This is a genomic window from Gordonia sp. GONU (genome assembly GCF_024733855.1).
GTDB classification, from domain to species: domain Bacteria; phylum Actinomycetota; class Actinomycetes; order Mycobacteriales; family Mycobacteriaceae; genus Gordonia; species Gordonia amicalis.
The window spans coordinates 1-24,977 of the sequence record NZ_JANRHB010000026.1; the positions used below are offsets into that span (position 1 = coordinate 1).

At 67.0% G+C, this 24,977-nt stretch carries 27 protein-coding genes and 1 tRNA gene; 15 read left to right on the forward strand and 13 right to left on the reverse strand.

What is annotated here, in order from left to right:
• Positions 1 to 337 precede the first annotated feature (337 nt).
• Positions 338 to 763: a hypothetical protein gene (locus tag NWF34_RS18850; protein WP_006435109.1), complete on the reverse strand. Its 426-nt coding sequence runs from the start codon at positions 761 to 763 to the stop codon at positions 338 to 340.
• 201 nt (positions 764 to 964) lie between these two features.
• Here NWF34_RS18850 and NWF34_RS18855 point away from each other — a divergent pair.
• A tRNA-Pro gene (locus NWF34_RS18855) sits at positions 965 to 1,038 on the forward strand.
• Between the two features lie 127 nt (positions 1,039 to 1,165).
• Here the strand turns inward: NWF34_RS18855 and NWF34_RS18860 are convergent.
• Genes NWF34_RS18860 through NWF34_RS18875 form a run of 4 tightly spaced genes read right to left on the reverse strand, consistent with a single transcriptional unit; the run spans position 1,166 to position 5,622 of the window.
• Entirely contained in the window at positions 1,166 to 1,357 is a 192-nt protein-coding gene (locus NWF34_RS18860; RefSeq protein ID WP_258325788.1) for a hypothetical protein, read from the reverse strand.
• A gap of 20 nt (positions 1,358 to 1,377) precedes the next feature.
• Entirely contained in the window at positions 1,378 to 2,073 is a 696-nt protein-coding gene (locus NWF34_RS18865) for a haloacid dehalogenase type II (RefSeq protein ID WP_258325789.1), read from the reverse strand.
• 34 nt (positions 2,074 to 2,107) lie between these two features.
• Positions 2,108 to 3,115 carry a metallophosphoesterase gene (locus tag NWF34_RS18870; protein ID WP_258325790.1) on the reverse strand — a complete coding sequence of 336 codons (1,008 nt, stop codon included), beginning with the start codon at positions 3,113 to 3,115 and terminating at the stop codon, positions 2,108 to 2,110.
• Positions 3,116 to 3,168: 53 nt separating this feature from the next.
• Positions 3,169 to 5,622 carry a penicillin-binding protein gene (locus tag NWF34_RS18875; protein WP_258325791.1) on the reverse strand — a complete coding sequence of 818 codons (2,454 nt, stop codon included), beginning with the start codon at positions 5,620 to 5,622 and terminating at the stop codon, positions 3,169 to 3,171.
• 337 nt (positions 5,623 to 5,959) lie between these two features.
• Here NWF34_RS18875 and NWF34_RS18880 point away from each other — a divergent pair, with 337 nt between their 5' ends.
• Entirely contained in the window at positions 5,960 to 6,271 is a 312-nt protein-coding gene (locus NWF34_RS18880; protein ID WP_024499565.1) for a WhiB family transcriptional regulator, read from the forward strand.
• Positions 6,272 to 6,357: 86 nt separating this feature from the next.
• Here the strand turns inward: NWF34_RS18880 and NWF34_RS18885 are convergent, their stop codons facing one another.
• Together NWF34_RS18885 and NWF34_RS18890 are read right to left on the reverse strand one after the other, a co-directional pair.
• Positions 6,358 to 7,452 (reverse strand): ArsA family ATPase, encoded by a 1,095-nt coding sequence (locus tag NWF34_RS18885; protein ID WP_024499564.1) that lies wholly within the window; start codon positions 7,450 to 7,452, stop codon positions 6,358 to 6,360.
• Positions 7,452 to 8,522 (reverse strand): ArsA-related P-loop ATPase, encoded by a 1,071-nt coding sequence (locus NWF34_RS18890; RefSeq protein ID WP_024499563.1) that lies wholly within the window; start codon positions 8,520 to 8,522, stop codon positions 7,452 to 7,454. Before NWF34_RS18890 ends, NWF34_RS18885 begins: the two co-directional genes overlap by 1 nt.
• 43 nt (positions 8,523 to 8,565) lie before the next feature.
• Between NWF34_RS18890 and NWF34_RS18895 the strand changes: the two genes are divergently transcribed.
• The 4 genes from NWF34_RS18895 (at position 8,566) to NWF34_RS18910 (ending at position 10,483) form a co-directional block, all read left to right on the forward strand.
• A complete protein-coding gene (locus NWF34_RS18895) occupies positions 8,566 to 8,730 on the forward strand; it encodes a DUF4177 domain-containing protein (protein ID WP_006435101.1) in 165 nt (54 codons plus the stop codon).
• Positions 8,731 to 8,732: 2 nt separating this feature from the next.
• Entirely contained in the window at positions 8,733 to 9,206 is a 474-nt protein-coding gene (locus NWF34_RS18900; protein ID WP_024499562.1) for a RidA family protein, read from the forward strand.
• A gap of 7 nt (positions 9,207 to 9,213) precedes the next feature.
• Entirely contained in the window at positions 9,214 to 9,975 is a 762-nt protein-coding gene (locus tag NWF34_RS18905) for a TSUP family transporter (RefSeq protein ID WP_006435099.1), read from the forward strand.
• A gap of 229 nt (positions 9,976 to 10,204) precedes the next feature.
• The gene (locus NWF34_RS18910) at positions 10,205 to 10,483 is read left to right on the forward strand and encodes an SHOCT domain-containing protein (protein WP_024499561.1); all 279 of its coding nucleotides are present in this window, start codon (positions 10,205 to 10,207) and stop codon (positions 10,481 to 10,483) included.
• Positions 10,484 to 10,503: 20 nt separating this feature from the next.
• Here the strand turns inward: NWF34_RS18910 and NWF34_RS18915 are convergent, their stop codons facing one another.
• The 3 genes from NWF34_RS18915 to NWF34_RS18925 form a co-directional block, all read right to left on the reverse strand.
• Complete coding sequence (locus tag NWF34_RS18915) at positions 10,504 to 12,897, reverse strand: cation-translocating P-type ATPase (RefSeq protein WP_258325792.1); 2,394 nt, start codon at positions 12,895 to 12,897, stop codon at positions 10,504 to 10,506.
• 84 nt (positions 12,898 to 12,981) lie between these two features.
• Positions 12,982 to 13,206: a hypothetical protein gene (locus tag NWF34_RS18920; RefSeq protein WP_152528550.1), complete on the reverse strand. Its 225-nt coding sequence runs from the start codon at positions 13,204 to 13,206 to the stop codon at positions 12,982 to 12,984.
• Complete coding sequence (locus tag NWF34_RS18925; protein ID WP_238555671.1) at positions 13,196 to 13,444, reverse strand: SHOCT domain-containing protein; 249 nt, start codon at positions 13,442 to 13,444, stop codon at positions 13,196 to 13,198. The genes NWF34_RS18920 and NWF34_RS18925 overlap by 11 nt, the downstream gene beginning before the upstream one ends.
• Before the next feature lie 221 nt (positions 13,445 to 13,665).
• Between NWF34_RS18925 and NWF34_RS18930 the strand changes: the two genes are divergently transcribed.
• The 5 genes from NWF34_RS18930 (at position 13,666) to NWF34_RS18950 (ending at position 19,009) form a co-directional block, all read left to right on the forward strand.
• Positions 13,666 to 14,364: a response regulator transcription factor gene (locus NWF34_RS18930; RefSeq protein WP_024499558.1), complete on the forward strand. Its 699-nt coding sequence runs from the start codon at positions 13,666 to 13,668 to the stop codon at positions 14,362 to 14,364.
• A complete protein-coding gene (locus NWF34_RS18935) occupies positions 14,361 to 15,500 on the forward strand; it encodes a cell wall metabolism sensor histidine kinase WalK (protein ID WP_024499557.1) in 1,140 nt (379 codons plus the stop codon). Before NWF34_RS18930 ends, NWF34_RS18935 begins: the two co-directional genes overlap by 4 nt.
• Before the next feature lie 30 nt (positions 15,501 to 15,530).
• Positions 15,531 to 17,114 carry a multicopper oxidase family protein gene (locus NWF34_RS18940; RefSeq protein ID WP_024499556.1) on the forward strand — a complete coding sequence of 528 codons (1,584 nt, stop codon included), beginning with the start codon at positions 15,531 to 15,533 and terminating at the stop codon, positions 17,112 to 17,114.
• A gap of 175 nt (positions 17,115 to 17,289) precedes the next feature.
• Positions 17,290 to 18,024 carry a DUF305 domain-containing protein gene (locus tag NWF34_RS18945; RefSeq protein WP_024499555.1) on the forward strand — a complete coding sequence of 245 codons (735 nt, stop codon included), beginning with the start codon at positions 17,290 to 17,292 and terminating at the stop codon, positions 18,022 to 18,024.
• Between the two features lie 166 nt (positions 18,025 to 18,190).
• Positions 18,191 to 19,009 (forward strand): MBL fold metallo-hydrolase, encoded by an 819-nt coding sequence (locus NWF34_RS18950; RefSeq protein ID WP_024499554.1) that lies wholly within the window; start codon positions 18,191 to 18,193, stop codon positions 19,007 to 19,009.
• 54 nt (positions 19,010 to 19,063) lie between these two features.
• Here NWF34_RS18950 and NWF34_RS18955 read toward each other — a convergent pair whose 3' ends face one another.
• Together NWF34_RS18955 and NWF34_RS18960 are read right to left on the reverse strand one after the other, a co-directional pair.
• Entirely contained in the window at positions 19,064 to 19,738 is a 675-nt protein-coding gene (locus tag NWF34_RS18955; protein ID WP_005194565.1) for a Crp/Fnr family transcriptional regulator, read from the reverse strand.
• A gap of 227 nt (positions 19,739 to 19,965) precedes the next feature.
• Entirely contained in the window at positions 19,966 to 20,229 is a 264-nt protein-coding gene (locus tag NWF34_RS18960; protein ID WP_024499553.1) for a hypothetical protein, read from the reverse strand.
• 236 nt (positions 20,230 to 20,465) lie between these two features.
• Between NWF34_RS18960 and nth the strand changes: the two genes are divergently transcribed.
• Genes nth through NWF34_RS18980 form a run of 4 tightly spaced genes read left to right on the forward strand, consistent with a single transcriptional unit; the run spans position 20,466 to position 23,996 of the window.
• Positions 20,466 to 21,242, forward strand: a complete 777-nt coding sequence (nth, locus tag NWF34_RS18965; protein ID WP_258325793.1) for an endonuclease III — start codon at positions 20,466 to 20,468, stop codon at positions 21,240 to 21,242.
• Positions 21,239 to 21,979, forward strand: coding sequence for a TlpA disulfide reductase family protein (locus tag NWF34_RS18970; protein ID WP_258325794.1), 741 nt, complete (start codon positions 21,239 to 21,241; stop codon positions 21,977 to 21,979). The genes nth and NWF34_RS18970 overlap by 4 nt, the downstream gene beginning before the upstream one ends.
• Positions 21,976 to 22,803 carry a CoA pyrophosphatase gene (locus NWF34_RS18975; RefSeq protein WP_258325795.1) on the forward strand — a complete coding sequence of 276 codons (828 nt, stop codon included), beginning with the start codon at positions 21,976 to 21,978 and terminating at the stop codon, positions 22,801 to 22,803. Before NWF34_RS18970 ends, NWF34_RS18975 begins: the two co-directional genes overlap by 4 nt.
• Positions 22,803 to 23,996 carry a MarP family serine protease gene (locus NWF34_RS18980; RefSeq protein WP_024499549.1) on the forward strand — a complete coding sequence of 398 codons (1,194 nt, stop codon included), beginning with the start codon at positions 22,803 to 22,805 and terminating at the stop codon, positions 23,994 to 23,996. The genes NWF34_RS18975 and NWF34_RS18980 overlap by 1 nt, the downstream gene beginning before the upstream one ends.
• Here NWF34_RS18980 and NWF34_RS18985 read toward each other — a convergent pair.
• Positions 23,911 to 24,975, reverse strand: a complete 1,065-nt coding sequence (locus NWF34_RS18985) for an alpha/beta fold hydrolase (protein WP_024499548.1) — start codon at positions 24,973 to 24,975, stop codon at positions 23,911 to 23,913. The two genes, NWF34_RS18980 and NWF34_RS18985, sit on opposite strands and share 86 nt — an antisense overlap.
• Between the last annotated feature and the right edge of the window lie 2 nt (positions 24,976 to 24,977).

The following is a 24,977-nucleotide window of genomic DNA, read 5'->3' on the forward strand; positions in this document are numbered from 1 at the left end:
GTCATCGCCTGGGCCCTCAGTTCCGGGTCGACACGACGAACACAGGGTGGGGACTTTTATCTGGCCACCAGCGGGGACCTCGACCTGGCCACCAGTGGGGACTTTCTCATGGCCATGGACAACCGGTCCCGATGGCGAAACCGATACTGACGATGATGCCGGCGACAAGGGCTGCAAGGGTGCGTGTGACGCGCATGGTGTTCCTTTCGTGGGCCGATCGTCTCCGTCGAGTCCCGATGGGCTGTCTGAAGAGTGTTCGGACCGCACACGGTCACGGATGGGTCATGGGCACCCGGCCGGCCGTGTCGGCCGGCATCATCAATGGTGGAACGAAAGATCACATGTTGTAAACGTTGTTCGGGTTCCAGGTGGAGACCGCCCAGATGACGATGAGGTCGAGGACGATGATCAGGATCGCCCAGGCCGGGTAGTAGGGCAGCCACAGGAACTGCGCGATGATCGACAGTGACGCGATGACGATGGCCGCGATGCGCGCCCAGTCCGCACCGACCGCGAGTCCGCCGGCGACGAGGATGCCGACGATGCCGAGGATCAGGTGAATCCAGCCCCACGCGGTGAGGTCGAATTCGAAGACGTAGTCGCGGCCGACGACGAAGAGTTCGTCGTTGGCGATCGCCGAGATGCCCTGGAAGACCGAGACCAAACCTGCGACGAAGAGCAGGGCGGCGGCGACGATCGAGATCCCGAAGGCGAAGCCCTGTTTGGCGGACGAGTTCGCCTGCTGGTCGGGGGTGGCGCTCATGGTGGCGTCCTTTCATGGTGGGGAACGCCGGCGTCCAGAGATCCTGGGGCGACGGCGCGGTGGCGTTGTTGCGGGTGGACCTTGACCAAGGATGGGACGTCCGACCCGTGTCCCACAGCGTTTCGCTCAGTTCCGGCACATCTTTGACCAGGCGATTTAGTACTCGGCGGGGGTCGGGTATAAGCTATCGCAGGCTACACACGGGGTGTGGCGCAGCTTGGTAGCGCGCTTCGTTCGGGACGAAGAGGTCGTGGGTTCGAATCCCGCCACCCCGACAGAGATCGGCCACGGTCGATCACAGAGATGTGTTGGTTGAGACACAGCAGTGAAACCCCGGTCAGCAGAGATGCGGCCGGGGTTTCCTCGTCTTCGCAGGTGACCTCGCAGTGGAGAGCGCGGGGCTCAGATCTTCTGCTCGGAAGAGACACGATCGCCGAGGTGAGCGAGGATCTCGGGGTCGGCGCTGACGAACCGGTCGACCTCTTCGCCGCCGTCGCAGCGCAACAGACTCACGGTGACACCCTCTGGGCCGCGGCGGACGACCCGCCAGCCCGCCCCGGAGTCCTCCCAGCGCCGCAGATCGTCGAGGGTCATGACGCAACGGGCTCCTTCGCTCAGCAACCCAGCTGCCGGGCCAGGTCGAGCAGATCGGTGGCGTGGAAATCGTTGTGCGGCGAACCGGAGTCGTCCTTGGGTTCGCCACCCCATTCGGCCGGTCGCTCGATGAACGCGGTACGCAGGCCGAAGGAGCGGGCGGCGTCGAGGTCCGACTGATGCGTCGCGACCATCATCACCTCGTCCGGCCGGACCTCGAGGAGTTCGGCGAGGCCGCAGTACGTCTCGCGCGCGGGTTTGTAGTGACGCCAGAGGTCGGAACCCCCGATGACGTCCCACCCGAAGCCGTTGTGTCGTGCCATGTCGGTCAGCAACGCCACGGTCCCGTTGCTGAGAGCGCACACGATGCGGTCCCGCTTGAGGCGCCGGATGCCTTCGGCGGCGTCGGGCCAGCCGGGGATGGTCCGCCACGCGCGCACCAGCGCGCGGCTCTGTTCGGCGTCGAGAGTCACGCCGAAGGACCCTGCGACCTCCCGGAGGGTCTCGGTCTGCAGGTCGTCGAGACGACGCCAGGGGAGCTCTCCGGCCTCGACACGCGCGAGGATCGGCGAGTAGCGGCGACGCCACTCACGTGCGAAGTCGGCGGAGTCGACCTCGGGGACGATCAGCGCCACGGCACCGGAGATCCCGGTGTACCAATCGGTGACCGTACCGAAGGTGTCGAACGCCAGGACCTTCACGCCGAGCGCGTTCACGAGTCGATCGACCCCCGATGTGTTCGGGGGACGCTCACAGGGACTCGCGTGCCAGCTGCGGCAGCGACTGGTCGGCGTCGTAATCGGCGTCGCCGTGCGAGACCGGCGTCAGGGTGATCAGGCTGGCCTCCGGGCGGCAGCAGAAGCGGGCGGGCGCGTACGGGGATGTGCCGAGGCCGGCGCTCACGTGCAGCTTCATCGACGACCCCCAGTTCGACGGTCCCTTCACCCGGGAACGGTCGATGTGGCAGTTGGTGACGAGCGCCCCGAAGAACGGCAGGCACAGTTGCCCGCCGTGGGTGTGGCCGGCCATCACGAGGTCGTAGCCGTCGGCGGCGAAGCGGTCGAGGACCCGCGGCTCGGGCGAATGCGTGAGGCCGAGGCGCAGGTGCGCCAGCGGGTTGGGGCGCCCGGCAATGGTCTCGTAACGGTCCCGCTCGATGTGCGGATCGTCGACACCGGCCGCGACCACCCGCACCCCGCTGACCTCGAGCTCACGCACGGTGTGTGTGGCGTCGAGCCAGCCGCGTTCGGTGAACGCCGCCCGCAGGTCCTGCCACGGAAGCGGTTCACCATACGTGCGCTGGTGATCCTTCTTGAAGTACTTGAACGGGTTCTTCGCCTTGGGGCCGAAGTAGTCGTTGGAACCGAAGACGAACAGACCCGGACGCGACAGGAGGCCGCCGAGGGACTGGATCACCGCGGGCACCGCCTGCGGGTGCGCGAGATTGTCGCCGGTGTTGACCACCAGATCTGGTTCCAGCGCCTCGAGCTCGGAGATCCACGCCTGCTTGAGCCGCTGGTTGGGCATCATGTGCAGGTCGCTGATGTGCAAGACCCGCAGGGGAGAGGCGCCGGGCTCGAGGACCGACAGCGTCGTGTGCCGCAGGGCGAAGGCGTTGCGCTCGATGACGGTCGAGTAGACGAGGCCGGCCGCTGCGAGTCCCGCTGCACCTACGAGCGCGCGCGAACCGACCCCGGAACCGGGTGAACCGAGGCGTGAACGGCCGAGGCGTGCGAAGTCGAGTTCGGAGTGTTGCATCTGTTCAGAATACGCATCACCGAGCGCATGCCCACCCGTTCCCGGCCCCGGGCTCAGCCGGGTAGCTGGATCACGACCGGGCCGACACCGGGAACCACCACGGTGGTCTCAGTGGGACCGTTGCCGCTGTCACCGCCGCCGGCGCGACGACCGTTGCTGACGTAGATGGTGACCGTGCTGCCTGGCATCGCGGAATCCGAGGGCGCGGTGAACACGACCGTGCCCTTGGGGCGGCCGCTGTCGACCTCGAGCTCGTTGACCTTGAACCCGGCCCGTTGCAGGCGTGAGGTCGCCTCACTGGCGGTCAGTCCGCTGACCTGCGGGATTCGTCCGCGGTCACTGCCGTTCCAGTATTCGCGGTCGATCGGAGGGAGCCGGACCGGACCGTACTTGGTCGCGACCGGCTTCATGGCCTGGAACCAGGTGCGTGCCGGTTCCATACCGCCGTACAGATCCCCGTCGTAGCAGGACCGGAGCGGGCTGCTGCAGACACCCTGGGGGTTCGGGCCATCGCTGTAGACGTATGCGGCACCGGCGATCTGGTTGGTGAAACCGACGAACGCAGAGCTGCGGTGCGCCTCGGTGGTACCGGTCTTGCCCGACATCGGGAGGGTCCAACCGGCCGAACCGGCCGCGCCGGCAGCGGTGCCGCCGCCCTGATCGTCCTTGCTCAACGCGTTCGCCAAGGTGTCGGCGAGGCCCTTGTCGACGACCTGTTCACACCCCGGTGCATTGAACGGCACCGAGGTGAGGGCGCGCTGTCCGTCCGGTCCGATCACCGGGTTGCCGTACTGATCGCGCTTGACCCGGCTGATCGCCTTGATCGGGTTCGGCGGGCACCACACGCCACCGGACGCGAGCGTCGCGGCGACGTTGGCGAGTTCGAGTCCGTTGAGCGGCAGCGGGCCGAGGGTGAACGAGCCGAAGTTCCCGTCCTTCACGTACTGGGCCATGCTCTTCTCGCCGTAACCCGACGAGCCGGGCACCGTGTACGAACGGAGACCGAGGCGAACGGCCATGTCGACGGCCGGTTTCACGCCGACCTGCTGCAGCAGCTTGACGAAAGCGGTGTTGGGGGACTGTGCGAGGGCATTGGTCACCGACAGCGATGCCGGGTAATTGCCGTCGTTCTTGACGCAGTACGAGTTCACCGGGCAGCCGTTGGCACCGGCGCTGTTGCCCATGCCCTCCACTGCGACGAAACCGGGAACCGGGATGTTCGAACCCGCGCCCAGCCCCTTCTCCAGCGCCGCCGCCACCGTGAAGATCTTGAACACCGAGCCCGCGCCGTCACCGACCATCGAGAACGGCTGCGGCTGCATGGTCTCGCCCGCGGCCAGGTTCAGGCCGTAGTTGCGACTCGACGCCATCGACAGCACGTCGTGGGACTTGTCGCCGGGGCGGATCGTGCTCATGACGTCGGCCACGCCGTCAGCGGTGGGACTCGCCTGCGCCTTGACCGCGCGATCCGTCGACCGCTGGACGTCGGGATCGAGGGTGGTCTGGATGATGTACCCGCCGCGGAGCACCGAGTTGCGCGACATTCCGTTCTCGGCGAGGAACTGGAGCGCGTAGTCGCAGAAGAATCCCTCGGTGTCGGCGGCGATGCAGCCCTGGGTGGGTGTCCGCGGACGCGGGAGAACGCCCAGCGGCTTCTCCTTGGCCGCCATCAGCTCGGCGCGTCGTTCGGGGAAGTTGTCGATCATCGTGTCGAGTACGAGGTTCCGTCGGGTGAGCGTGCCCTCGGCATTGCTGTAGGGATTGAGCGCCGAACTCGACTGCACCATGCCCGCGAGCATGGCCGCCTGCTCTACCCGCAGGTCCTTGGCCGGGATCCCGAAGTAGGTCTGCGCGGCCGCCTCGATGCCGTAGGCGTTGTTGCCGAACGGGACGACGTTCAGATAGCGGGTGACGATCTGCTTCTTCGCCTCCTGCTTGGCGGCGGCGTCGTCGAGACCCTTGTCGCGCTTGGCCTGGTCGATCAGGGTCTGCTCGAGCGTGAGGGCCATGCGCACCTCGCGCAGCTTGCGCGCCGGGGTCGTCTCGACCGCGGCCTGGCGGTCGGCCTCGGTGCGGGCGAGCACCAGCAGTTGATAGTTCTTGATGTACTGCTGATCGAGCGTCGACGCACCCTGCTGGACCTCGCCCGACGACGAGTTCTTCAGCGCGGCGCGGATGGTGCCCTTCCAGTCGACGCCGTCGTGCTCGAGGAAGCGCCGGTCCTCGACGGAGATGATCGCGCGGATCATGTCGGGCGAGATGTCGTTGTATCCGACCTGGTAGCGGTACTGGTCGAACAGCACCGCGATCGGCTTTCCGTTGACGTCGGTCATCGTGGTGACCTCCGGCAAGGTGCCGTTCAGGAGTTCGGAGGAGACGTTCTCGACTGCCGCGGCCGCCCGGTTGGAGACGACGCCGACCCCACTGGCCACCGGATACATGAGGCCCGCGACGAGAACCCCGGCCAGCAGGCTCGCCCAGGCCAGTGACCACAGTTTCTTCGACATCACCCCGACAGGATACGTGCGATCGGTCCGAACATCGCCCAGCCTCGCCCCCGGGATCCGACGGGACCGTTGTGCCTGGACACGATCCCGGCGTGCTCGAAGAACGGCTCGACCGCGCGTCTGCGCACCCCCGACAGCACGTCAGTGCAACCCTCCGATCGGATGAGTTTGCACGGTGGTCCCACTTTGTTGCGCTCCAGGGGTTGCGCACCCATGCACAGATCCCTAGATTGAGTGCAGAATGTGACTCACTTAACAGTTTGCTGTAAATGTGGTCTGAGCAGGAGTTGAGCCCCGGCTTCGGGGACATGCGGAACACGATGAGTAGGGGTGGCGGATGGCGACAGCGGCAGTTTCTACCGGAGAAGATCGCTTGGCCTGGGTGGCCAGAGCACGATGCCGAGGCGGAGACCCGGACGATCTGTTCGTGAGAGGAGCAGCCCAGCGCAAGGCCGCCACGATCTGCCGGCACTGCCCGGTACAGCTCGAATGCGGTGCCGATGCCCTCGACAATCGCGTCGAGTTCGGTGTGTGGGGTGGCCTGACCGAGCGTCAGCGTCGCGCACTCCTCCGCCAGCATCCCGAGGTCACCTCGTGGTCGGCGTTCTTCGAAGCCCAGCGCCGGCGTCAGCGCGCCGACGCGGTCTGACCCACCAAGACTCATCAGCAAACGCAATTCGGCTCGACCGACGGAAGCCGGCCGAGCCGATTGTCATCAGTCGGTGGTGTAAGCGCTCAGCCCCGTCCGGTGATCTGCTCCGCGACTGCGCGCAGTGCGGTCACGTCGGCGACCTCGAACGGCAACGCCGGGACCCCGACGATCGGGACCCGCGGATGGGCCGCCGTGAATCTCTGCAGCAGATGGAGTTCGCGCTTCGCGGTGGCGGCCCGGTCGGCGTGGATCTGTAGCACCCCGCGAGTCAGGTCGTCGGTGACCGACTCGAGTGCCACCAGCGCCGCCTCCTCGTGGATCGAGGTCAGGTTCGGGTGGGTCCGGTTGAGGATCAGACCCGCGAGCGGCATCGTCTCCTCCGACAACCGGTCGACGAAAAAGGCGGCCTCACGCAGCGCGTCGGCCTCGGCCGCGGCGACCACCGCGAACTGGGTGCCCGGCTGCTTCAGCAGTTCATAGGTCTTGAGCGCGCGGTCCTGGAAACCGCCGAACATCGAGTCCAGGGACTGCACGAACGTCGCGACGTCGCGCAGCATGTCGCCGCCGATGATGGTGGAGACACCCCGCATCGCCAGGCTCATCGCCCCGGTCACCATTCGGCCGACACCGCGTCCGCCGCCGACCAGCACCTTCATCAGCCGACCCGACAGGAACGAGCCGAGACGCTGCGGCGCGTCGAGGAAGTCGAGGGCGTTCCGGGACGGTGGCGTGTCCACGACGATGAGGTCCCAGTGCTCCTGCTCGAGCAGCTTGCCGAGCTTCTCCATCGCCATGTACTCCTGCGTGCCGGAGAACGACGACGCGACCGTCTGATAGAAGGCGTTCTCCATGATCGCCTCGGCGCGTTCGGGACTGGAGTACTCGAGCACCATCTCGTCGAAGGTGCGCCGCATGTCGAGCATCATCGCGTCGAGCGTGCCCTTGCCATCGATGGGAACCGGCTGCGGCTCGTTGGTGAGCTGCGACATCCCGAGTGACTGCGCGAGCCGCTTGGCCGGGTCGATGGTGAGGACCGCGACGGTGCGGCCCTGCTCGGCCGCGTACATCGCCATGGCGGCCGCGGTGGTGGTCTTGCCGACGCCGCCGGCACCACAACAGATGACGACGCGGGTCGCGGGGTCGGTCAGCACCGCCCCCATCTTGAGGTCGAGTGGCATCACGCACCCGCTTTCTGGAGAAGGTTGGCCAGCTCGTAGATGGAACCGAGGTCGATGCCGTCGCCGAGGGACGGCAGTTCGAGAGTCGGCAGTTCCACCTCGTCGAGCTGAGCCTTCGCGATCTGCTGTGCCTGCAGGCGGGTCGCATGTTCGATGGTCTCGGTGAGCAGGCCGGACAGATCACCGTCGGCGAGCTTCACGCCGGCGGCGCTCAGGTTCTCCTCGATGCGCGAGGCATCGATCTGTCCCTCGGCGATCTCGTCGATCGTGTCGGCGGGCAGGTGCGGTGCACTGACCCGGTTGATGATCAGGCTGCCGAGGTTGAGGTGCTTGCTGCGCAGCTCGTCGATCGCCTCGATGGTCTCCTGGATCGGCATCGCCTCGAGCAGTGTCACGAGGTGGACGACGGTCTCCTCGGAATGCAGCAGGCGGACGACGCCCTCGCTCTGATTCCGGATCGGACCGGTCTTGGCGAGGTCGGCCATCGCCTGGGTGACGTCGAGGAAGTTGCCGATCCGGCCGGTCGGCGGTGCATCGACGACCACCGCGTCGTAGACGCGTTCGCCCTGCTTGTCGGTGTGGATGATGCGTTCTTTGATCTTGCCGGTGAGCAGCACGTCGCGCAGACCCGGTGCCACCGTGGTCACGAAGTCGATGGCGCCGATGCGCTTCATCGCCCGGCCGGCGAAGCCGAGGTTGTAGAACATGTCGAGGTATTCGAGCAGTGCGTGCTCGATGTCGACGGCGAGCGCCGACACCTCGCCCCCGCCTTCGGCGGTCGCGATCCTGGTGTCGGTCGGCGGCAGCGGCGGGATGTCGAAGAGCTGCGCAATGCCCTGCCGGCCCTCGGTCTCCACCAGGAGAACCTTTTTGCCGTCGGCGGCGAGCGCGAGTGCGAGTGCCGCCGCGATGGTCGTCTTACCGGTCCCGCCCTTGCCCGAGACGAAGTGCAACCGGGCGCGCGATGCCGCGTCCGGCCACTCGTTCGCGCCCACAACGGAAGAGTTGTCTGTCACGCCGGAATCGAGACCTTCCCCCGCCCCGGAACGTGAGCCCTGTTCATTGGCCACCGCAACACCTTATCCATTGATCGTCGGCAGATAGGGTGAGTCCATGACTGAAGTGACCGCGTGGGAATACGTGACGGTGCCGCTGCTGACGCACGCAACCAAACAGATCCTCGATCAGTGGGGCGCCGACGGCTGGGAACTGGTGTCGGTGCTGCCCGGCCCGACCGGTGAGCAGCACGTGGCCTACATGAAGCGACCGAAGGGCTGAGCATGGCTGCAACCTGGACAGATCGACTCGCCGAGCTCGGCATCGCGCTGCCCGACGTGGTGCCTCCGGTGGCCAGCTACACCCCGGCCGTGCGGACCGGCAACCTGGTCTACACCTCCGGACAGCTCCCGATCATCAACGGCGAACTCTCGGTGCACGGCAAGGTGCACGACGGTGCCGAGGGCGTCGTGCGTCCGGATGAGGCCACCGATGCGGCGCGCGTCTGCGCGCTGAACGCGCTCGCCGCGGTGCACGCACTGGTCGGTATCGACTCGGTGGTGCGCATCGTCAAGGTGGTCGGTTTCGTCGCGTCGGCCCCTGGCTTCACCGGTCAGCCGAAGGTCATCAACGGTGCGTCGGATCTGCTGGGCGAGATATTCGGCGACGCGGGAGTTCACGCTCGTTCGGCCGTCGGTGTCGCCGAACTGCCACTCGGTGCACCCGTCGAGGTGGAACTGATCGTCGAAGTGGCCTGACGTCTCTTTGGACGTCGCGCTGCTGGTCGTCGCGGCCGCAGCCGCCGGGTGGGTCGACGCCGTGGTCGGCGGTGGGGGATTGGTGTTGATCCCCGCGATGCTGATCGCGCAGCCCGGCCTGCCGACGGCGACGGCACTCGGCACCAACAAACTCGCCGCGGTCTTCGGCACCGCATCGGCAGCCTGGCGCTATGTGCGGCACGTGCGCGTCGATCTACGACGGCTCGTCCCGGTGTTCCTCGCCGCGCTCGTGTTCTCGGCTCTCGGTGCGCTGGTGGCGATCTCGTTGCCGACGGAGATCTTCACGCCGATCGTGCTGGTGATGCTCGTCGGCGTGGGACTCTTCGTCGCGCTGAATCCCGGGTTCGGCGGCGACACGTCGTCGGGCCCGCGGTCTCGCCTGTCGACGATCGCCGGCCTGGTGATCGCCGGTGTCGTCGTCGCGTTCTACGACGGGGTGATGGGGCCCGGAACCGGGACCTTCCTCATCATCAGCCTCACCGCTCTCGTCGGGACGACGTTCCTGGAGAGTTCGGCGATGGCAAAGGTCATCAACACCGGTACCAACCTCGGGGCGCTGACCGTGTTCGGGCTCCAGGGGAATGTGTTGTGGCTCTTGGGTCTCGGACTCGCAGTCGCCAATATCGTCGGCGCCCAGATCGGCTCGCACATGGCCATCGGGCGCGGCAGCTCGTTCGTGCGGTGGGTGCTGCTGGCTGTCGTCGTGGTGATGGTCGGGAAGCTGGGATACGACCTCATCACGGACTGATCCGGGACCTATGCGCGAACGCCGGGCCGGGCAAGGCCGGTGCGGCGTACCTGAAGGTCACTGACGGGTCAGCTTCTTGAGCAGATCTTCACGAAATCAACGGTGGAGACGTCACCGACGCGGCGCACCGTGAAAGGCGGATCGTCACTCCGGCACGGTGTCACGTCGAGGCTCCAGATACCTGGCTTGCATAGAGTGGCGCCACGTCCGGTGAGGGGAGATGTTATCGATGATGATGTGGTACGGCGACGGCATGACCGGTTGGGGTTATGTGCTGATGACGATCGGCATGGTGGCGTTCTGGGCGCTGATCATCGTCGGTATCGTCCTGCTCGTGCGCGCTGCGAATCGGCCGGCGAATCCGCCGACGGTGCACCCGCCATCTGCTTCCGGGCCGACAGCGGAGGAAATCGTCGCGATGCGGTTTGCTCGAGGAGAGATCGACGAGGACGAGTACCGGCAACGCATCAGAGCGCTGAAATCGCATCAACCCGGATCGGACGCCTGAGACATTCGAGGGGCCGGACCTCAGGGCCGAGTAGGGGTCAGACGAGTCGCCTTATGCGCCTCGGGGGGAGACGGCAATTGCAACCGTCTGAGCATCAGCGCATTCACCGCGACGATCAGGCTGGATCCCGACATCGACAACGCGGCGATCTCCGGGCGTAACACAAACCCGAAGGCAGGCTCGAACACGCCGGCGGCGATCGGCAGGGCGATGGTGTTGTAGCCGACGGCCCACCCGAGGTTCTGCCGCATCTTCCGAAGTGTGCCCCGGCCGATGCGCAGCGCGATCGGCACGTCGAGAGGATCTGAGCGCATCAACACCACGTCGGCGGTTTCGATCGCGACGTCGGTGCCGGCGCCGATGGCGATGCCCAGCTCTGCCTGTGCCAGCGCGGGAGCATCGTTGACGCCGTCACCGACCATCGCGACCTGCTTGCCCGCACGCTGCAGTTCGGCGATCTTGTCGGCTTTGTCGCCGGGCAAGACCTCGGCGATGACCGTGTCGATGCCCAACTGTCCGGCGATGCGGCGCGCGGTGGCCTCGTTGTCGCCGGAGAGCATGACGACCTCGACGCCGAGTTCGTGCAGCGAGCTCACCGCGTCCGCGGAGGTCTCGCGCGCGGCGTCGGCCAGGGCGATGACTCCGACCCCGCGGCCGTCGACCGAGACCAGCACCGCGGTGCGCCCACTCGAGGCGAATTCCGTGCGCCGAGCCATCAAGGCACCGAACTCGACGTTCTCGGCGGCCATCAGCTTCCGATTGCCCACCGCCACACGGTGCCCGCCTACCTCGGCGACCGCGCCGTGCCCGGGGACGTTGCGGAAGTTCTCCAGCGGCACCTGCGGGACGCCACGAGCGGCGGCATGACGGACGATCGCGGCGGCGAGAGGATGCTCGGATTCACTCTCGACCGCCGCCACGAGGGCCAGCATCTCGTCCTCTCCGAGGCCGTCGGCCACGACATCGGTCACTTCGGGTTCACCCTTGGTCAGAGTGCCGGTCTTGTCCATCACGACGGTGTCGATCCTGGCGGAGGTCTCGAGCGCGCTGGCGTTCTTGAACAGCACCCCCCGTTTGGCGCCCAGTCCGGTGCCGACCATGATCGCCGTCGGGGTGGCCAGACCGAGCGCGTCCGGGCAGGTGATGACCACCACGGTGATCGCGAACAGCAAGGCCCGCTGCACATCGCCGTCGACCGTCCACCAGACGAGGAAGGTGCCCAGCCCGCCGAGCAGGGCGACGAGCACCAGCCAGAACGCGGCCCTGTCCGCCAGCCGCTGGCCGGGGGCCTTGGAGTTCTGGGCCTCCTGCACCAGGGCGACGATCTGCGCCAATGCGGTGTCGGAACCGACCCTCGACGCGCGCACCCGCAGCGTGCCGGTGGTGTTGATCGATGCCCCGATCACCTCCGAGCCCTCGGTCTTGGCCACGGGCAGGCTCTCCCCGGTGACCATCGATTCGTCGACCTCGGAGTTGCCGTCCTCGACGATCCCGTCGACCGGAATTTTGGCTCCGGGCCGGATCAGCAACAGATCTCCGACCACCACGTCTGCGGTGGGGATCTCCACCGGTTGACCGTCTCGCATCACCACCGCTTTCGGAGGGGCGAGTTCGAGGAGCGTGCGGATGGCGTCGTTGGCGCCGCCGCGGGCCCGCATCTCGAACCAGTGCCCGAGCAGCACGAACGTCGCGAGCATCGTCGCGGCTTCGTAGAAGACATCGCCGCCGCCGGTCAGGGTCACGCCGACGCTGTAGAGCCAGCCGGTGCCGATCGCGACGGCCACGAGCACCATCATGTCCAAGGTCCGGGCCCGAAGTGCCCGGTAGGCGCCAGCGAAGAAGATCCACGACGAGTAGAAGATCACCGGCAGACTCAGCAGGAGCGAGAACACGTCGTCACGAAGCCCGAACGGCGCGGACACCGTGAACCCGATCATCTCGCGCCCCATCGGCGACCACAGCATGATCGGGATCGACAGCACCAGAGCGACGAGGAAGCGCTCGCGCATGTCACGGACCATCGCGTCCATCGACATCTCCCCGTGGTCCCCGTGGCTCATCATCTCCTGCGGGGCGTGCTCGGCACGTGCCTCGGGAACGGGGCTGACGACGGCCGCGTGGTGTTCTGCGTGCCCCTGGGGTGCGAGATGACCGGCCGGGCGCGGTTCGGTCATCGGGTCGCACACATGGTCGGGTACCGAACGGCCCGCGCAGTGATAGCCGCAGTCCCGTACCCATTCCGCGAGTTGCGACACCGAGGTGCGGTCGGGGTCGTAAGTGACGGTAGCGGTCTGATTCATCGGGTTCGCGATCACCGAGAGCACCCCCGGGCGCCGGCCCAGCACCGATTCGATCGTGGACGCAGAGGTTGCCCAGTGCAGTCCCCCCACCTCGACCACGACGGTGTTGCCCATGTGTGCTCTCCCTCCTCATCAGCGCGGAGAAGCTTTGTCTCTCCGTGGTATTCGAAGTCAGCCGGTGCCCCGGTCGTGCTCGGCCTAATGGGTGTGGCGTGGCAACACCATCATCGCCAGCATGGCTACGCAGGGCACGATCAAGAGCAGGGCTCCGGTGGACACAGGAGCGCTCAGCACGAGCGCGGCGGCGACGAGCAGCACCGGTAGACAGCAGGCGATCATGACCTGCCGATGTCTTCTGCGGCTTGTGGTCTCGAGGCCGGTCCTCTCGTTGTCGCGACGATGCGAGCCGTTCTCACTGTTCATCTGGGCCACCGTCACTGTGGCGGTGCCGGAGCACCTGCCGGCGGGCCCGGTATTCCTCGGCGTCGATCTCGCCGAAGGCCAGGCGGTCCTCGAGAATCTGCAGCGGGTCATCCGACCTGTCCGCACCGGAATCTTCTCGGTGGCGACCGGTGCGAAACAGTGCAGCGATCCCGAATATCACCACCGCCCAGAAGATGACCATGACGACCGGCAGCATTACCCAGCCGCCCCCGGCCATGAGGCCTGATCCCCACGCCATGGCCACTCCTCTCCCCGAGATTCTGTGTTCAACACTGGAGGTGGGACCCGATGCCGGGATAGGCGTTCGATGAAGGTTCACTGAAGAATGTCGCCACGAGCCGCGTCGGTCGCCACGATGGAGGCATGGCATCCGATCCCGATCAGTTCTTCCCCGCTCCGGGTCCGGTTTCGGTGAACCCGCCCACCGGGTTGCGGGCCATGGTGGTCGAAGATGAGATACCGCTGGCGACGGTGGTGGGTACGTACCTCGAGCGAGGCGGGTTCGACGTCACGATCGTGCACGACGGAATCGATGCCATCGATGGCGCGCGACAGGTCGATCCTGACGTCGTGGTGTTGGATCTGGGCCTGCCCCGGCTGGACGGGGTGGAGGTGTGTCGCCGGTTGCGTACCTTCTCCGACGCCTACATAGTCATGCTCACCGCCCGCGCCGAGGAAGTCGACACCCTGGTCGGTCTGTCCGTCGGCGCCGACGACTACATGACCAAACCGTTCAGCCCACGCGAACTCATCGCCCGAATCCAAGCGATGCTGCGCCGTCCCCGGGCCGCGGTCGGGGTCGCCGCGCCGACGGACATGACCACGCCGCCGGAGCGTCGCAGGTTCGGGACGCTGACAATCGATCAAGGCGCCCGCGAAGTGGAGGTGGGTGAGACCCCGATCGCTTTGACTCGCACCGAATTCGACATCCTCGTCGCATTGTCCGAACGCCCGAACATGGTGTTCACCCGGGCTCAGTTGATCGCCTCGGTGTGGGGGCCGAGCTGGGTTGGCGACGAACACCTGGTCGACGTGCACATCGGACATCTGCGTCGCAAGCTCGGTGACGACGCCACCCGCGGAATGTTCGTACGCACAGTGCGCGGCGTCGGATATCGCATGGGGACAGGGCAATGACCGCCAGGTCCCGCGCGACGGCAGCGACACGCCGTGGATCGGGATTCGGCACCCGATTGCTGGCCGCGCAGGCAATGGTCATCGTGGGTGGCGCGGTCAGCGCCTGGCTGGTCGCCGCCGCTGTCGCTCCGCGGCTGTTCCACAATCACCTGCAGCAGGCCGGTTTCGAGCACCCCTCGACCGAGGCAACCCACGTGGAGGCTGCGTTCACGTCAGCGATGATCATCTCATTGGCGATTGCACTGGTCGTCTCTGCGTTGATGGCCCTGGCCGTGAGCTGGTACTTCACCCGCCGTGTGCAGCTGTCGATCATTGCGGTCGCCGCGTCGGCCACCGAGATCGCCGGCGGCCACTACGCAGTGAGACTCACCGGACCCGGGCTCGGCAGCGAATTCGACCAGCTTGCAGTGACATTCAACCAGCTCGCCGAACGGTTGGACTCGGTGGAGACCACGCGCCGCCGAATGCTGTCCGACCTCGCCCACGAATTGCGCACACCCCTGGCGACTCTCGACGCGCACCTCGAAGCGCTCGAGGACGGAATTCGGCTCCCCGACGCGGAGACACTCGGGATTCTGCGTGCGAGTACTGCACGCCTCGGTCGACTCGCCGAGGACATCACGGCCGTCTCCCGCGCAGAGGAAGGCCAGCTGGCGATAAACCCGGTGCGCACCGACACGCGCGCCCTGGTCGAAGCGGCGATCCGTGTCTGTGCCGCCCGATACGCCGCCGATGGCGTCGCACTGATTGGCGACATGGCCGAGACGGTCACCGTCACAGTCGATCCGGTGCGAATCGGACAGGTCCTCGGGAACCTGCTCGACAACGCTCTCCGACACACCCCTACCGGGGGTGCCGTCACTGTTGCCTCCACCGCTACGTCCGACGGGTGGGCTGAGATCACCGTCACCGACTCCGGCGAGGGCATACCCTCCGAGCACCTGGCGCATCTGTTCGATCGCTTCTATCGCGCGGATACCGCCCGCGGCCGCGTGGAAGGCGGCAGCGGGATCGGCCTGACCATCGCCCGCGCGCTCGTCGAAGCCCATGGCGGCACCGTCACCGCCCACAGCACTGGCCCAGGCGCAGGATCCCGCTTCAGAGTGAAACTTCCCGCCGACACCTGCGCCCGGTGAAGCGACACCGAACCATTCAGGAGATGTTCCATGACAACCTTCGGTAATACCGGTCGTCATTTCAGCCGGCGCGCATTCCTCGGTGCGGCAGCGGTAGGGCTCGGCGGCCTCGCGCTGACCGCCTGCGGTGCCGATACGACCTCGACAAGCACAACCACGTCACCCGGTGTTGATCGGAGCGCGGTCTCCGCAGCCGAGGCCAGACAGCCGCATACTGGGCGAACGGTGACTGCCGAAGTGACACCGCAGCTCGTCGACATCGACCTCGGCGGCCGGGACGTCCGTTCGTTCGCCTACGGGAACACCGTGCCGAGCCCGATCATCCGGGCGAGCATCGGCGATGAACTGGCCGTGACCGTGCACAACAAGATGCCCCATTCGACATCGCTGCACTGGCACGGGATCGCCCTGCGCAACGACATGGACGGCGCCGCCCCGGCAAGCAGGGATATCGGTGCCGGCGAGGTATACACGTACCAGTTCTCGGTCCCCCATGCCGGTACGTATTGGGCACATCCGCACACGGGAATGCAGACCGACTACGGACTCTACTTCCCCGTCATCGTCGATGACCCGAACGAGCCGCTGTCCTACGACGCCGAGTGGATTGTCGTACTCGACGACTGGACTGACGGTGTAGACCGCACCCCACAGCAGATCCTCGAGGACCTTCGACGCGGGGGCGTGGGGTCGATGGGACAATCCGGGATGAACATGCACGGCATGGGCGGGATGGGGCACTCCAGCACCTCGGGCGGTTCGCAATCCGGCAGCGATGGGATGTCCGGACGGGTCGGTACGAGCGCGCTGCTCGGTGGCGACTCGGGCGATGTCGCGTACCCCTACTACCTCATCAACGGGAGAATCCCCTCAGCGCCGGCATTGTTCGACGCCCGCCCCGGCCAGAGGGTTCGGATCCGGATCATCAACGCCGGCGCCGACACCGCGTTCCGTGTCGCTCTCGGGGGCCACCGAATGACCGTGACCCATACCGACGGCTTCCCGGTTGAGCGCACTACCGCCGACGCTCTGCTGGTGGGGATGGGGGAACGGTACGACGTCGTGGTTATTGCGGAAACGGGGGTTTTCCCGCTCGTCGCAGTCGCGGAAGGGAAGAATGCTCAGGCGTTCGCCGTGTTCCGCACGGGTATCGGGTCTGCGCCGGATCCGACCGCGCGTCCCCGCGAGTTGGACGGGCAGGTCGGAACCGTCGACAGCTTCGTCGCCACCCGCGAGGTGATGGTCCCGCAGGGGCCTCCGGACGTGGGTCTTGCGGTGGACCTCGCCGGCGACATGATGAGCTATCGGTGGACGATCAACGGCCGCACCTACGACCAGGCGGAGCCGCTGGCCATCGAGCAGGGCCAGCGTGCACGACTGACCTTCACGAACACGTCGATGATGTGGCATCCGATGCACCTGCACGGGCACACATTCCAGGTCGTCAGAGTCGACGGCACACCTGGCCCCCGGAAGGACACCGTGATCGTGCGGCCGATGGAACGTGTGGCCGTCGATCTTGTGGCTGACAATCCCGGCAGTTGGATGCTCCACTGCCATAACGGGTACCACCAAGAATCCGGAATGATGACCCGACTCGACTATCGACGTTGACGGACCCTAGGGGCGCCGTCCTGCAGGCGCGGTGTTGACGAAAACTTCACCCAATGCTCGGGTGGTCACCAGGTCGGACCGGCAAGCTCGGACGCAGACGAGCCGGCCGGCGGGAAGATGCGTTCGGAGGGCTCGGGTCGTTCGCCGCGTGGCGGACGAAGGAAGGAAGGTACTGGTGAGAAAGAAGTCCCTGGCCGCCGGGGTCGTGGCGGTCGCCGCGGCACTCACTCTGGCAGCTTGCAGCGATTCCGGCAGCGATCAGTCGACTCATACAGCTACGTCGCCGAAGGTGAGCACTGCTACTTCCGCCGTGGCCGCCGCCGACCACAATCAGGCTGATGTGAACTTCGCGGAGCAGATGATTCCGCACCACTCACAGGCCATCGAGATGAGCGACATCATCCTGGCCAAGCAGGGCATCGATCCTCGGGTGTCTGAGCTGGCGAAGCAGATCAAGGCTGCGCAGGGGCCTGAGATCGAACAGCTGCGGAGCTGGTTGGTACTTTGGGGCCGGACCACGGGTTCCACGACAACCAGCCCGAACATGCCGATGCCGTCACCCGGGATGGAAATGCCCGGGCACGGCATGCCGGGTTCCGCTTCGATGCCGGGTTCCGCCTCGATGCCCGGGCCCGCCTCGATGCCGGGGTCCGCCTCGATGCCGGGCGGTGGCGGTATGAGCGGGATGATGTCTGCCGAGGACATGACCGCATTGCGGAACGCTCAAGGCGTCGACGCCTCCCGCTTGTTCTTGACACACATGATCAGACATCACCGCGGCGCGATCGATATGGCGCGCACCGAGATCGACACCGGACAGAATCCCGAGGCTGTCGCCATGGCTCGCGGCATCGCTGATACCCAGCAGCGCGAGATCACCACTATGGAGAACATCGTCTCCTCCTTGTGACACCCGGCATCGACGCGCAACCCGTCCGGGTTTCGGCATCCAGTCGTGCCGGACCCGGACGGCTCGGGTATCACCGGCGGGTACCACGCCGATATTCGCACCCGCCGGTGTGCGGCTGGTCGAGCGGTGTGACCGGGGCCGTCGTCAGTCGATAGGCTCGGACACCATGAGCACCCCGAACGATGACGCCGCCGTCCACCCCGCCTACGGGGTGCTCCGAGAGATAACCCCCTTCGCGTCGGTCCTGTTGTGCGACAACTCCGGGATGATGGAGCTCGACGGGACCAACACCTACGTGTTGCGCGCACCGGGCAGTGACGAGTGCGTCGTCGTCGATCCCGGTCCACCGAAATACAAGCACCACGCCCGACGCCTTGCGGAGCTCCCCGTCGCGCTCACCCTGATCACGCACCGGCATTTCGACCACACCGGCGGTGTGGCCCGTCTGCACAAGCGCACGGGTGCACCCGTGCGCGCCCGTCTGGAGAAGTTCTGCCGGAATGCCGAGCCCCTGCGCGACCGCGAGGTCATCGAGGTCGCCGGCCTGCGGATCACGGTGCTGCACACGCCCGGACACACCGGGGACTCGGTGAGTTTCCTCGTCGAGCACGAGGACCGGCGTGCGGTGCTCACCGGCGACACCATCCTGGGCAGCGGCACGACCGTGCTCGACCCGAGCGACGGCGGGCTGCGGGACTATCTGAACTCGCTGAACCGGCTCATCGTCGAAGGTGAAGGCGCGGCGCTGCTCCCGGCACACGGCCCCGACCATCCGGATCTCGTGCCGGTCGCCCGCTTCTACAAGACCCATCGCGAGGAGCGGATCGATCAGATCGTCGCCGCACTCGACGCGATGGGCGTCTCTCCACACGAGGCGAAGCCGATGAAGGTCGTGCGCCGGGTGTACTCCGACGTCGACAAGAAGCTGTGGCCGGCGGCGCGGATGTCGGTGAAGGCGCAGCTGGAGTACCTGCGCGAGGCCTGAGGCCGAAAGCAAGAGCCGCTCGCTCCCGGAGGAACGAGCGGCTCTTGTGGTTCGTCAGCGTGCGCGACGCGCCAGGCGCTCCGAGTCGGCGATCAGGACGCTCTTGCCCTCCAGGCGCAGCCACCCGCGCTGGGCGAAGTCGGCGAGTGCCTTGTTCACGGTCTCGCGCGAGGCACCGACCAGCTGGGCGATCTCTTCCTGGGTCAGGTCATGGGTGACGCGCAGGGCGCCGCCCTCCTGGGTGCCGAATCGCTGCGCGAGCTGCAGGAGCTGCTTCGCGACGCGACCGGGCACGTCGGTGAAGATCAGGTCGGCGAGGTTGTTGTTGGTGCGGCGCAGACGGCGGGCCAGCACGCGGAGCAGCTGCTCGGCGATCTCGGGACGATCCTTGATCCACGCGCGCAGGGCGTCACGGTCCATCGACACCGCGCGGACCTCGGTCACCGTCGTCGCCGACGAGGTGCGGGGGCCCGGGTCGAAGATGGAGAGCTCGCCGAACATGTCCGACGGTCCCATGATCGTCAGCAGGTTCTCGCGGCCGTCGGGTGAACGTCGGCCGACCTTCACCTTGCCGGACATGATGATGTAGAGCCGGTCACCGGGCTCGCCTTCATGGAAGATCACGTGTCCACGAGGGAAATCCACGGGCTGAAGCTGCTTGGTCAGCGCCGCGACGGCAGAGGGCTCGACGCCCTGAAATATGCCTGCCCGCGCCAGTACTTCTTCCACCTAGGGAACCTTTCTCGAAATCTTTGCTACAGCCACGTGTGAGATCGCGCCCTTGGATACGCTACCCCGCGCACCAGCATATGTGTTGAATGGGTCACTGACGGTGCAATGAGTGTGTGTCTGACCGACGAGATGCCCGGGTTCGGCGATCAGCGGCCGCGATCGGCCGGAGAACACCGCAAAAGACGCGTCCGGGCGGACCGGACGGTGAGCAGGGAACCGGTGGATCAGCTGGCCCGCTGCGGCGAGGCGGCGTGATCGGCGGTCGCCGGTTCGTGGCCGGGGAAGCGGTGGGGCCGAAGTTCGTGGAGTGCGGCGGGTGCGGGATCGCGAGGCGGCTTACCGGCGTTCTGGGACCCCGTGCGGTCGATGAATTCGTCGACGTCGTCGTTGGAGACGGACACGCGGTCGATCCGGGCCTGCACCTTGTCCATGCCCATGGCGAAGAGCATGAGTACCGCCGGGAACAGCAGTGCTGCGAGACCATGCATGGGGACAAGTAAACACAATCGGCCGCGCAGAATCCTCATCGGACGGGACGACGTCACTGACTTGTTACCTGACCGTAGGTTGTGTCCCTCATCTCGGCCCGTCGAGCCACGTAGCTCACACCGCCGTCGTGATGAGGTCCTTGACCTGGGGTGATGCCGCCGACCCCACGGTTCGGCGCGACCGTCGTGGGCCGTGATGAGCGGAGTTCGCCCAGCACATCGCTAACCTGAATCACGTGAGCGCACGGAAGGCTGCGTCGGTGGGTCAGGCCCCGGCACGCAAGCAGGAGACCCCCCTCGGGTTGGTCCGACGCGCGCGACGGATGAACCGCACCCTCAAGATCGCGTTTCCGCACGTCTACTGCGAACTCGACTTCACCAACCCACTCGAGCTGTCGGTGGCCACGATCCTGTCGGCGCAGTGCACCGACGTGCGGGTCAACCAGACCACCCCGGCGCTGTTCGCGAAGTACCGCACCGCCCGCGACTACGCCGAGGCCGACCGCACCGAACTCGAGGAGATGATCCGCTCCACCGGCTTCTACCGGAACAAAGCGAACTCGATCATCGGACTGGGCCAGGCCCTCGTCGAGCGCTACGACGGCGAGGTCCCGAACAACCTGAAGGACCTGGTGTCGCTACCCGGCTTCGGCCGCAAGACGGCCAACGTCGTCCTGGGCAATGCCTTCGGGATCCCCGGCATCACCGTCGACACGCACTTCGGACGACTCGTCCGGCGCTGGCAGTGGACCGAGGAAGAGGACCCGGTGAAGGTCGAGCACGCCGTCGGCGAGCTGATCGAGCGCAAGGAGTGGACCGACCTGTCACACCGCGTGATCTTCCACGGCCGGCGTGTGTGCCATGCCCGCAAACCGGCCTGTGGCGTGTGCATCCTCGCCAAGGACTGCCCCGCGGTGGGCACGGGTCCGATGGACAAGGCCGAGGCCGCCGCACTGGTCAAGGGCCCGGAGACCGACCACCTGCTCCGACTGGCGGGACTCGCCGCGCCGTGAACGACACCACCAGCGAACCGGCGACTCCGCAGCCCGCCGATTCCCCCCGACCTCCCGCGCCCCCGGCCTCCCGCTTCCCGGCCGCTGCGCGCTGGACCCTCGTCTTCGTCATCGTGATGGTCGCGCTCATCGTCGCGATCTGGCCGCGTGGCGACGCCCCATCGCCGACCACGGGCGCACCGCCGTCGGCCAGCGGTCTCCGGCCCTTGGACGCGCCGGTCGACGAGGCGCGCGTGGCGAAGGCACGCACCGACGCGGCGCTCGCCGACTGCCCGGTCACCGGACTGCCGGAGAGCCCGGGTTCGGTCCTGGCCGGGATCGTCGAACCGTGTCTGGGGACCGGCGCGCCGTACGACATCGGCGCAGCCACCGCGGGCAAGCCGCTCGTCATCAACGTGTGGGCGCAATGGTGCGGACCCTGCAAGACCGAGTTGCCCTACTTCGAGGAATTCGCGGCTCGCGCCGGCGACCGCGTCACGGTGCTGGCACTCCATGCCAAGGAGGGCGGGACCAACCCGTTCTTCCCGCTGACACTGCTCACCGAGATCGGAGTTCGCTTGCCGTCCGTGCTCGATCCCGACGGCCGGGTGGCCGCCGCCATCACCGCGCCGCGCGTCTTCCCGTCGACCGTCTTCCTGCGTCCCGACGGCTCGATCGCCAAGGTGTATCCCGGGGTGTTCGACAGTCCGCAGGAGATCGCCGACGCGGTCGAGGAGTACCTGGACGTGACGGTATGAACGATCACCCGCACGTCGGTCCGCTCGTACATCACGACGAGATCCCGCCGTGGCTGCATCTGCTGACCAGCGACGTCGCCGCCGTTTCCGAGAGCGTCAACAATCGTGGGGGAGACCGCACGCGATGGGCACAGATGTTTCTGCGCGACCGTCGCGCGGCTGCGGTCCTCGTGCTGTTCTCCGGTTCCTGGGAGGCCGCCGACGATCATCCCGGCGGCGTTCCGGCCGATGCCGAGGTGCTGCTGACCGAACGTGCGTCGACGCTTCGTCAGCACAGCGGGCAGGTCGCATTCCCCGGTGGTGCCGCTGATCCGGGTGACGACTTCCCGGTCGGCACCGCACTGCGCGAGGCCCGGGAGGAGACGGGACTCGATGCATCGGGCGTGCACATCCTGGCCAGCCTGCCGACCTTTCCGGTCCCGCCGTCGGGCTTCGACGTGGTGCCGGTCATCGGCTGGTGGCACGAGCCGAGTGAGGTCCGCGTCGTCGACCCGGGCGAGACCGCCCGCGTCGACCGCATCAACCTGCGTGAGCTCCTCGCGCCCGAGAACCGCTTCCAGGTGCGTCGCTCGGTGATGGGTGGTCGCCTCTATCAGGGGCCGGCCTTCTTCGTCGACGGTCTGCTGGTCTGGGGTTTCACCGGCGGACTCATCGCGGCCATCAGCGAGGCATCCGGCTGGGACAGGCCCTGGGACAAGAACGACATCCGGCCGCTCGACGAGATGATCGAACGCGCCGGCAACCGTCAGGAATCGGGATTCAGCGCCGTCCATCCGCGCGGGATGGTCGACCCGGACACCCATGGCGAACCGGGTGCGGGCTGATGACGGGCTCCACCTGGGTCGATGTCATCGTCATCGGCATCGCGCTCCTCGCGGCGATCAGCGGTTACCGATCCGGTGCCGTCGCCTCAGCGCTGGCGTTCATCGGCGTTGCGCTGGGTGCGGTGGCCGGGTTGTTGCTGGCGCCACATCTGATCGAGCGGTTCGACGACCTACAGGTTCGTGTACTCGTCGGGATCCTCGTCCTCGTCGTGCTGGTGGTCATCGGTGAGGTGGCCGGCATGGTGCTGGGTCGCGCCGCACGTGGCGGCATCCGGTCGCCGGGGCTGCGGGCCATCGACAGCGGCGTCGGTTCGATACTCCAGGTGGTGGCCGTTCTCCTGGCGGCGGGATTGCTCGCGATCCCCTTGCGCGGTTCCGCCGACCCGGCGATCGCCGGCGCGGTGCGGGACTCCAAGATCCTGACCGGCGTCGAGGTGCTGTCGCCGCAGTGGGTCAACGATCTGCCCGGCGATTTCAAGGCCCTCCTCGACAGTTCGGGGCTTCCCAAGTTCCCGTTCGTGAGCTCGCCGTCGACCAACGTCGACCCTCCGGACCCGGCACTGGCCGGCCTGCCCGTGGTCCGCCAGGCAAGGCCGAGCGTCGTCAAGATCGAAGGTGTCGCACCCAGTTGCCGTCAGGCCCTCGAGGGCAGCGGCTTCGTCGTCTCACCCGAGCGTGTGATGACCAATGCCCACGTCGTGGCCGGGACCGAGCGTCTGGAGGTGGAGACCTCGACCGGGGCACGGTTGCCCGCGAAGGTCGTCCTCTTCGACAGCGACAACGACATCGCCGTCCTCGATGTCCCGGGCTTGCGGGCCCCCGCCCTGAAGTTCGCGTCACGGCCCGCATCGACCGGCGACGACGCCATCGCGCTCGGCTTCCCGGAGGCCGGTCCGTTCTACATCAGTCCGCTGCGGGTGCGGTCGACGTTCATGCACACCGGTGACGACATCTACCGGACCGGCCAGGTCACGCGTGAGGTCTATGCGGTCCGCGGTTCGATCCGGCAGGGCAATTCCGGTGGGCCGTTGCTGAACTCAGAAGGCGAGGTGCTCGGCGTCGTGTTCGGTGCGGCGGAGAACGCGGCCGACGAGACCGGCTTCGTGCTCACCGCCCGTCAGGTGCGTGCCGACTTCGACGAATCCGAGCGGCGAAGCGATCGCGTGAGTACCAAGAGGTGCGTGTTGGCCTGATCCGCCGGGCTTTCTTCGCGGCGACGTCGTTGGTCGCTTCCGGTTTCGTACGGAGGAAGTCGAGGATCGCCTCGGTCACCACCGCGGGCTGTTCCTGGTGCACGAAGTGTCCGCTGCCCTCGATCTGCCGGTAGGTCTGGTGCGCCGCCCACCGGTGGCCGTCGGCCATGGCGTCGTTCAGGATGTACGGGTCGTCGCGGCCGCGTAGCGCGAGTACCGGCAGATGCAGCCGTTGGTCCATGAGCTCCATGAAACGCATTCCGTCGGGCCGGAACTGGGAGCGGAATGCCCAGCGCCGGTACTCCAGACTGCAATGCGCGACATACGGGATCAGCATCGCCGACCGGTTCAGTTCGACCGTCTGCGCGTAGTCGGGTTCGGCGCGCCAGGCCGGCGACGAGCGCTGTGCGAAGTAGTCGGCGATGAACGCCGCGTCGTCCCGCGTGACCTGCCGCTCTCCGAGGCGCGGGATCTGGTTGCGCAGGAAGGGCTTCAGGAATTGTGATCGCTGTGCCCGGTCACGTAGCGCGCGCCGGCGCAGTGCCCGCGGGTGAGGCGAGGCGAGGACGACGATCCGGTCGACGACGCGGGGATGCAGGGTCGCTGTCGCCCAGCAGACCAGGCCGCCGTCGGAGTGCCCGATGAGTGTCGCACTGGTGTGTCCGAGAGCTCGGACGAGACCGTTGGTGTCGCCGGCCAGGGTCCAGCCGTCGTAGCCGCGCGGTGGCTTGTCGGTGTCGCCATAGCCGCGCAGGTCGACTGCGACGGCCCGGAAGCCGGCCGCGCTGAGTGCTCTCAGCTGATGTCGCCAGCTCCACCAGAACTCGCCGAAGCCGTGCAGCAGCAGTATGAGCGGCCGGTCGCCGGTGGGGAGCCCCGCCGGCTCGACTGCGTGGAACCGGACACCGTTGGCGCGGACGTCGAGGTGCTCCCAGTCGCCGGGAAGACGAACGCTCGAGGGGTCAGGTGCCTCGCTCAATG

Bases quoted from the DNA above. Each gene is read 5' to 3' on its own strand.
- NWF34_RS18850 (WP_006435109.1), bottom strand. From the start codon at position 763: ATGAGCGCCACCCCCGACCAGCAGGCGAACTCGTCCGCCAAACAGGGC.
- NWF34_RS18860 (WP_258325788.1), bottom strand. From the start codon at position 1,357: ATGACCCTCGACGATCTGCGGCGCTGGGAGGACTCCGGGGCGGGCTGG.
- NWF34_RS18870 (WP_258325790.1), bottom strand. From the start codon at position 3,115: ATGCAACACTCCGAACTCGACTTCGCACGCCTCGGCCGTTCACGCCTC.
- NWF34_RS18875 (WP_258325791.1), bottom strand. From the start codon at position 5,622: ATGTCGAAGAAACTGTGGTCACTGGCCTGGGCGAGCCTGCTGGCCGGG.
- NWF34_RS18880 (WP_024499565.1), top strand. From the start codon at position 5,960: ATGGCGACAGCGGCAGTTTCTACCGGAGAAGATCGCTTGGCCTGGGTG.
- NWF34_RS18885 (WP_024499564.1), bottom strand. From the start codon at position 7,452: ATGCCACTCGACCTCAAGATGGGGGCGGTGCTGACCGACCCCGCGACC.
- NWF34_RS18895 (WP_006435101.1), top strand. From the start codon at position 8,566: ATGACTGAAGTGACCGCGTGGGAATACGTGACGGTGCCGCTGCTGACG.
- NWF34_RS18900 (WP_024499562.1), top strand. From the start codon at position 8,733: ATGGCTGCAACCTGGACAGATCGACTCGCCGAGCTCGGCATCGCGCTG.
- NWF34_RS18910 (WP_024499561.1), top strand. From the start codon at position 10,205: ATGATGATGTGGTACGGCGACGGCATGACCGGTTGGGGTTATGTGCTG.
- NWF34_RS18915 (WP_258325792.1), bottom strand. From the start codon at position 12,897: ATGGGCAACACCGTCGTGGTCGAGGTGGGGGGACTGCACTGGGCAACC.
- NWF34_RS18920 (WP_152528550.1), bottom strand. From the start codon at position 13,206: ATGAACAGTGAGAACGGCTCGCATCGTCGCGACAACGAGAGGACCGGC.
- NWF34_RS18925 (WP_238555671.1), bottom strand. From the start codon at position 13,444: ATGGCCGGGGGCGGCTGGGTAATGCTGCCGGTCGTCATGGTCATCTTC.
- NWF34_RS18930 (WP_024499558.1), top strand. From the start codon at position 13,666: ATGGTGGTCGAAGATGAGATACCGCTGGCGACGGTGGTGGGTACGTAC.
- NWF34_RS18935 (WP_024499557.1), top strand. From the start codon at position 14,361: ATGACCGCCAGGTCCCGCGCGACGGCAGCGACACGCCGTGGATCGGGA.
- NWF34_RS18940 (WP_024499556.1), top strand. From the start codon at position 15,531: ATGACAACCTTCGGTAATACCGGTCGTCATTTCAGCCGGCGCGCATTC.
- NWF34_RS18950 (WP_024499554.1), top strand. From the start codon at position 18,191: ATGAGCACCCCGAACGATGACGCCGCCGTCCACCCCGCCTACGGGGTG.
- NWF34_RS18960 (WP_024499553.1), bottom strand. From the start codon at position 20,229: ATGCATGGTCTCGCAGCACTGCTGTTCCCGGCGGTACTCATGCTCTTC.
- NWF34_RS18975 (WP_258325795.1), top strand. From the start codon at position 21,976: ATGAACGATCACCCGCACGTCGGTCCGCTCGTACATCACGACGAGATC.
- NWF34_RS18980 (WP_024499549.1), top strand. From the start codon at position 22,803: ATGACGGGCTCCACCTGGGTCGATGTCATCGTCATCGGCATCGCGCTC.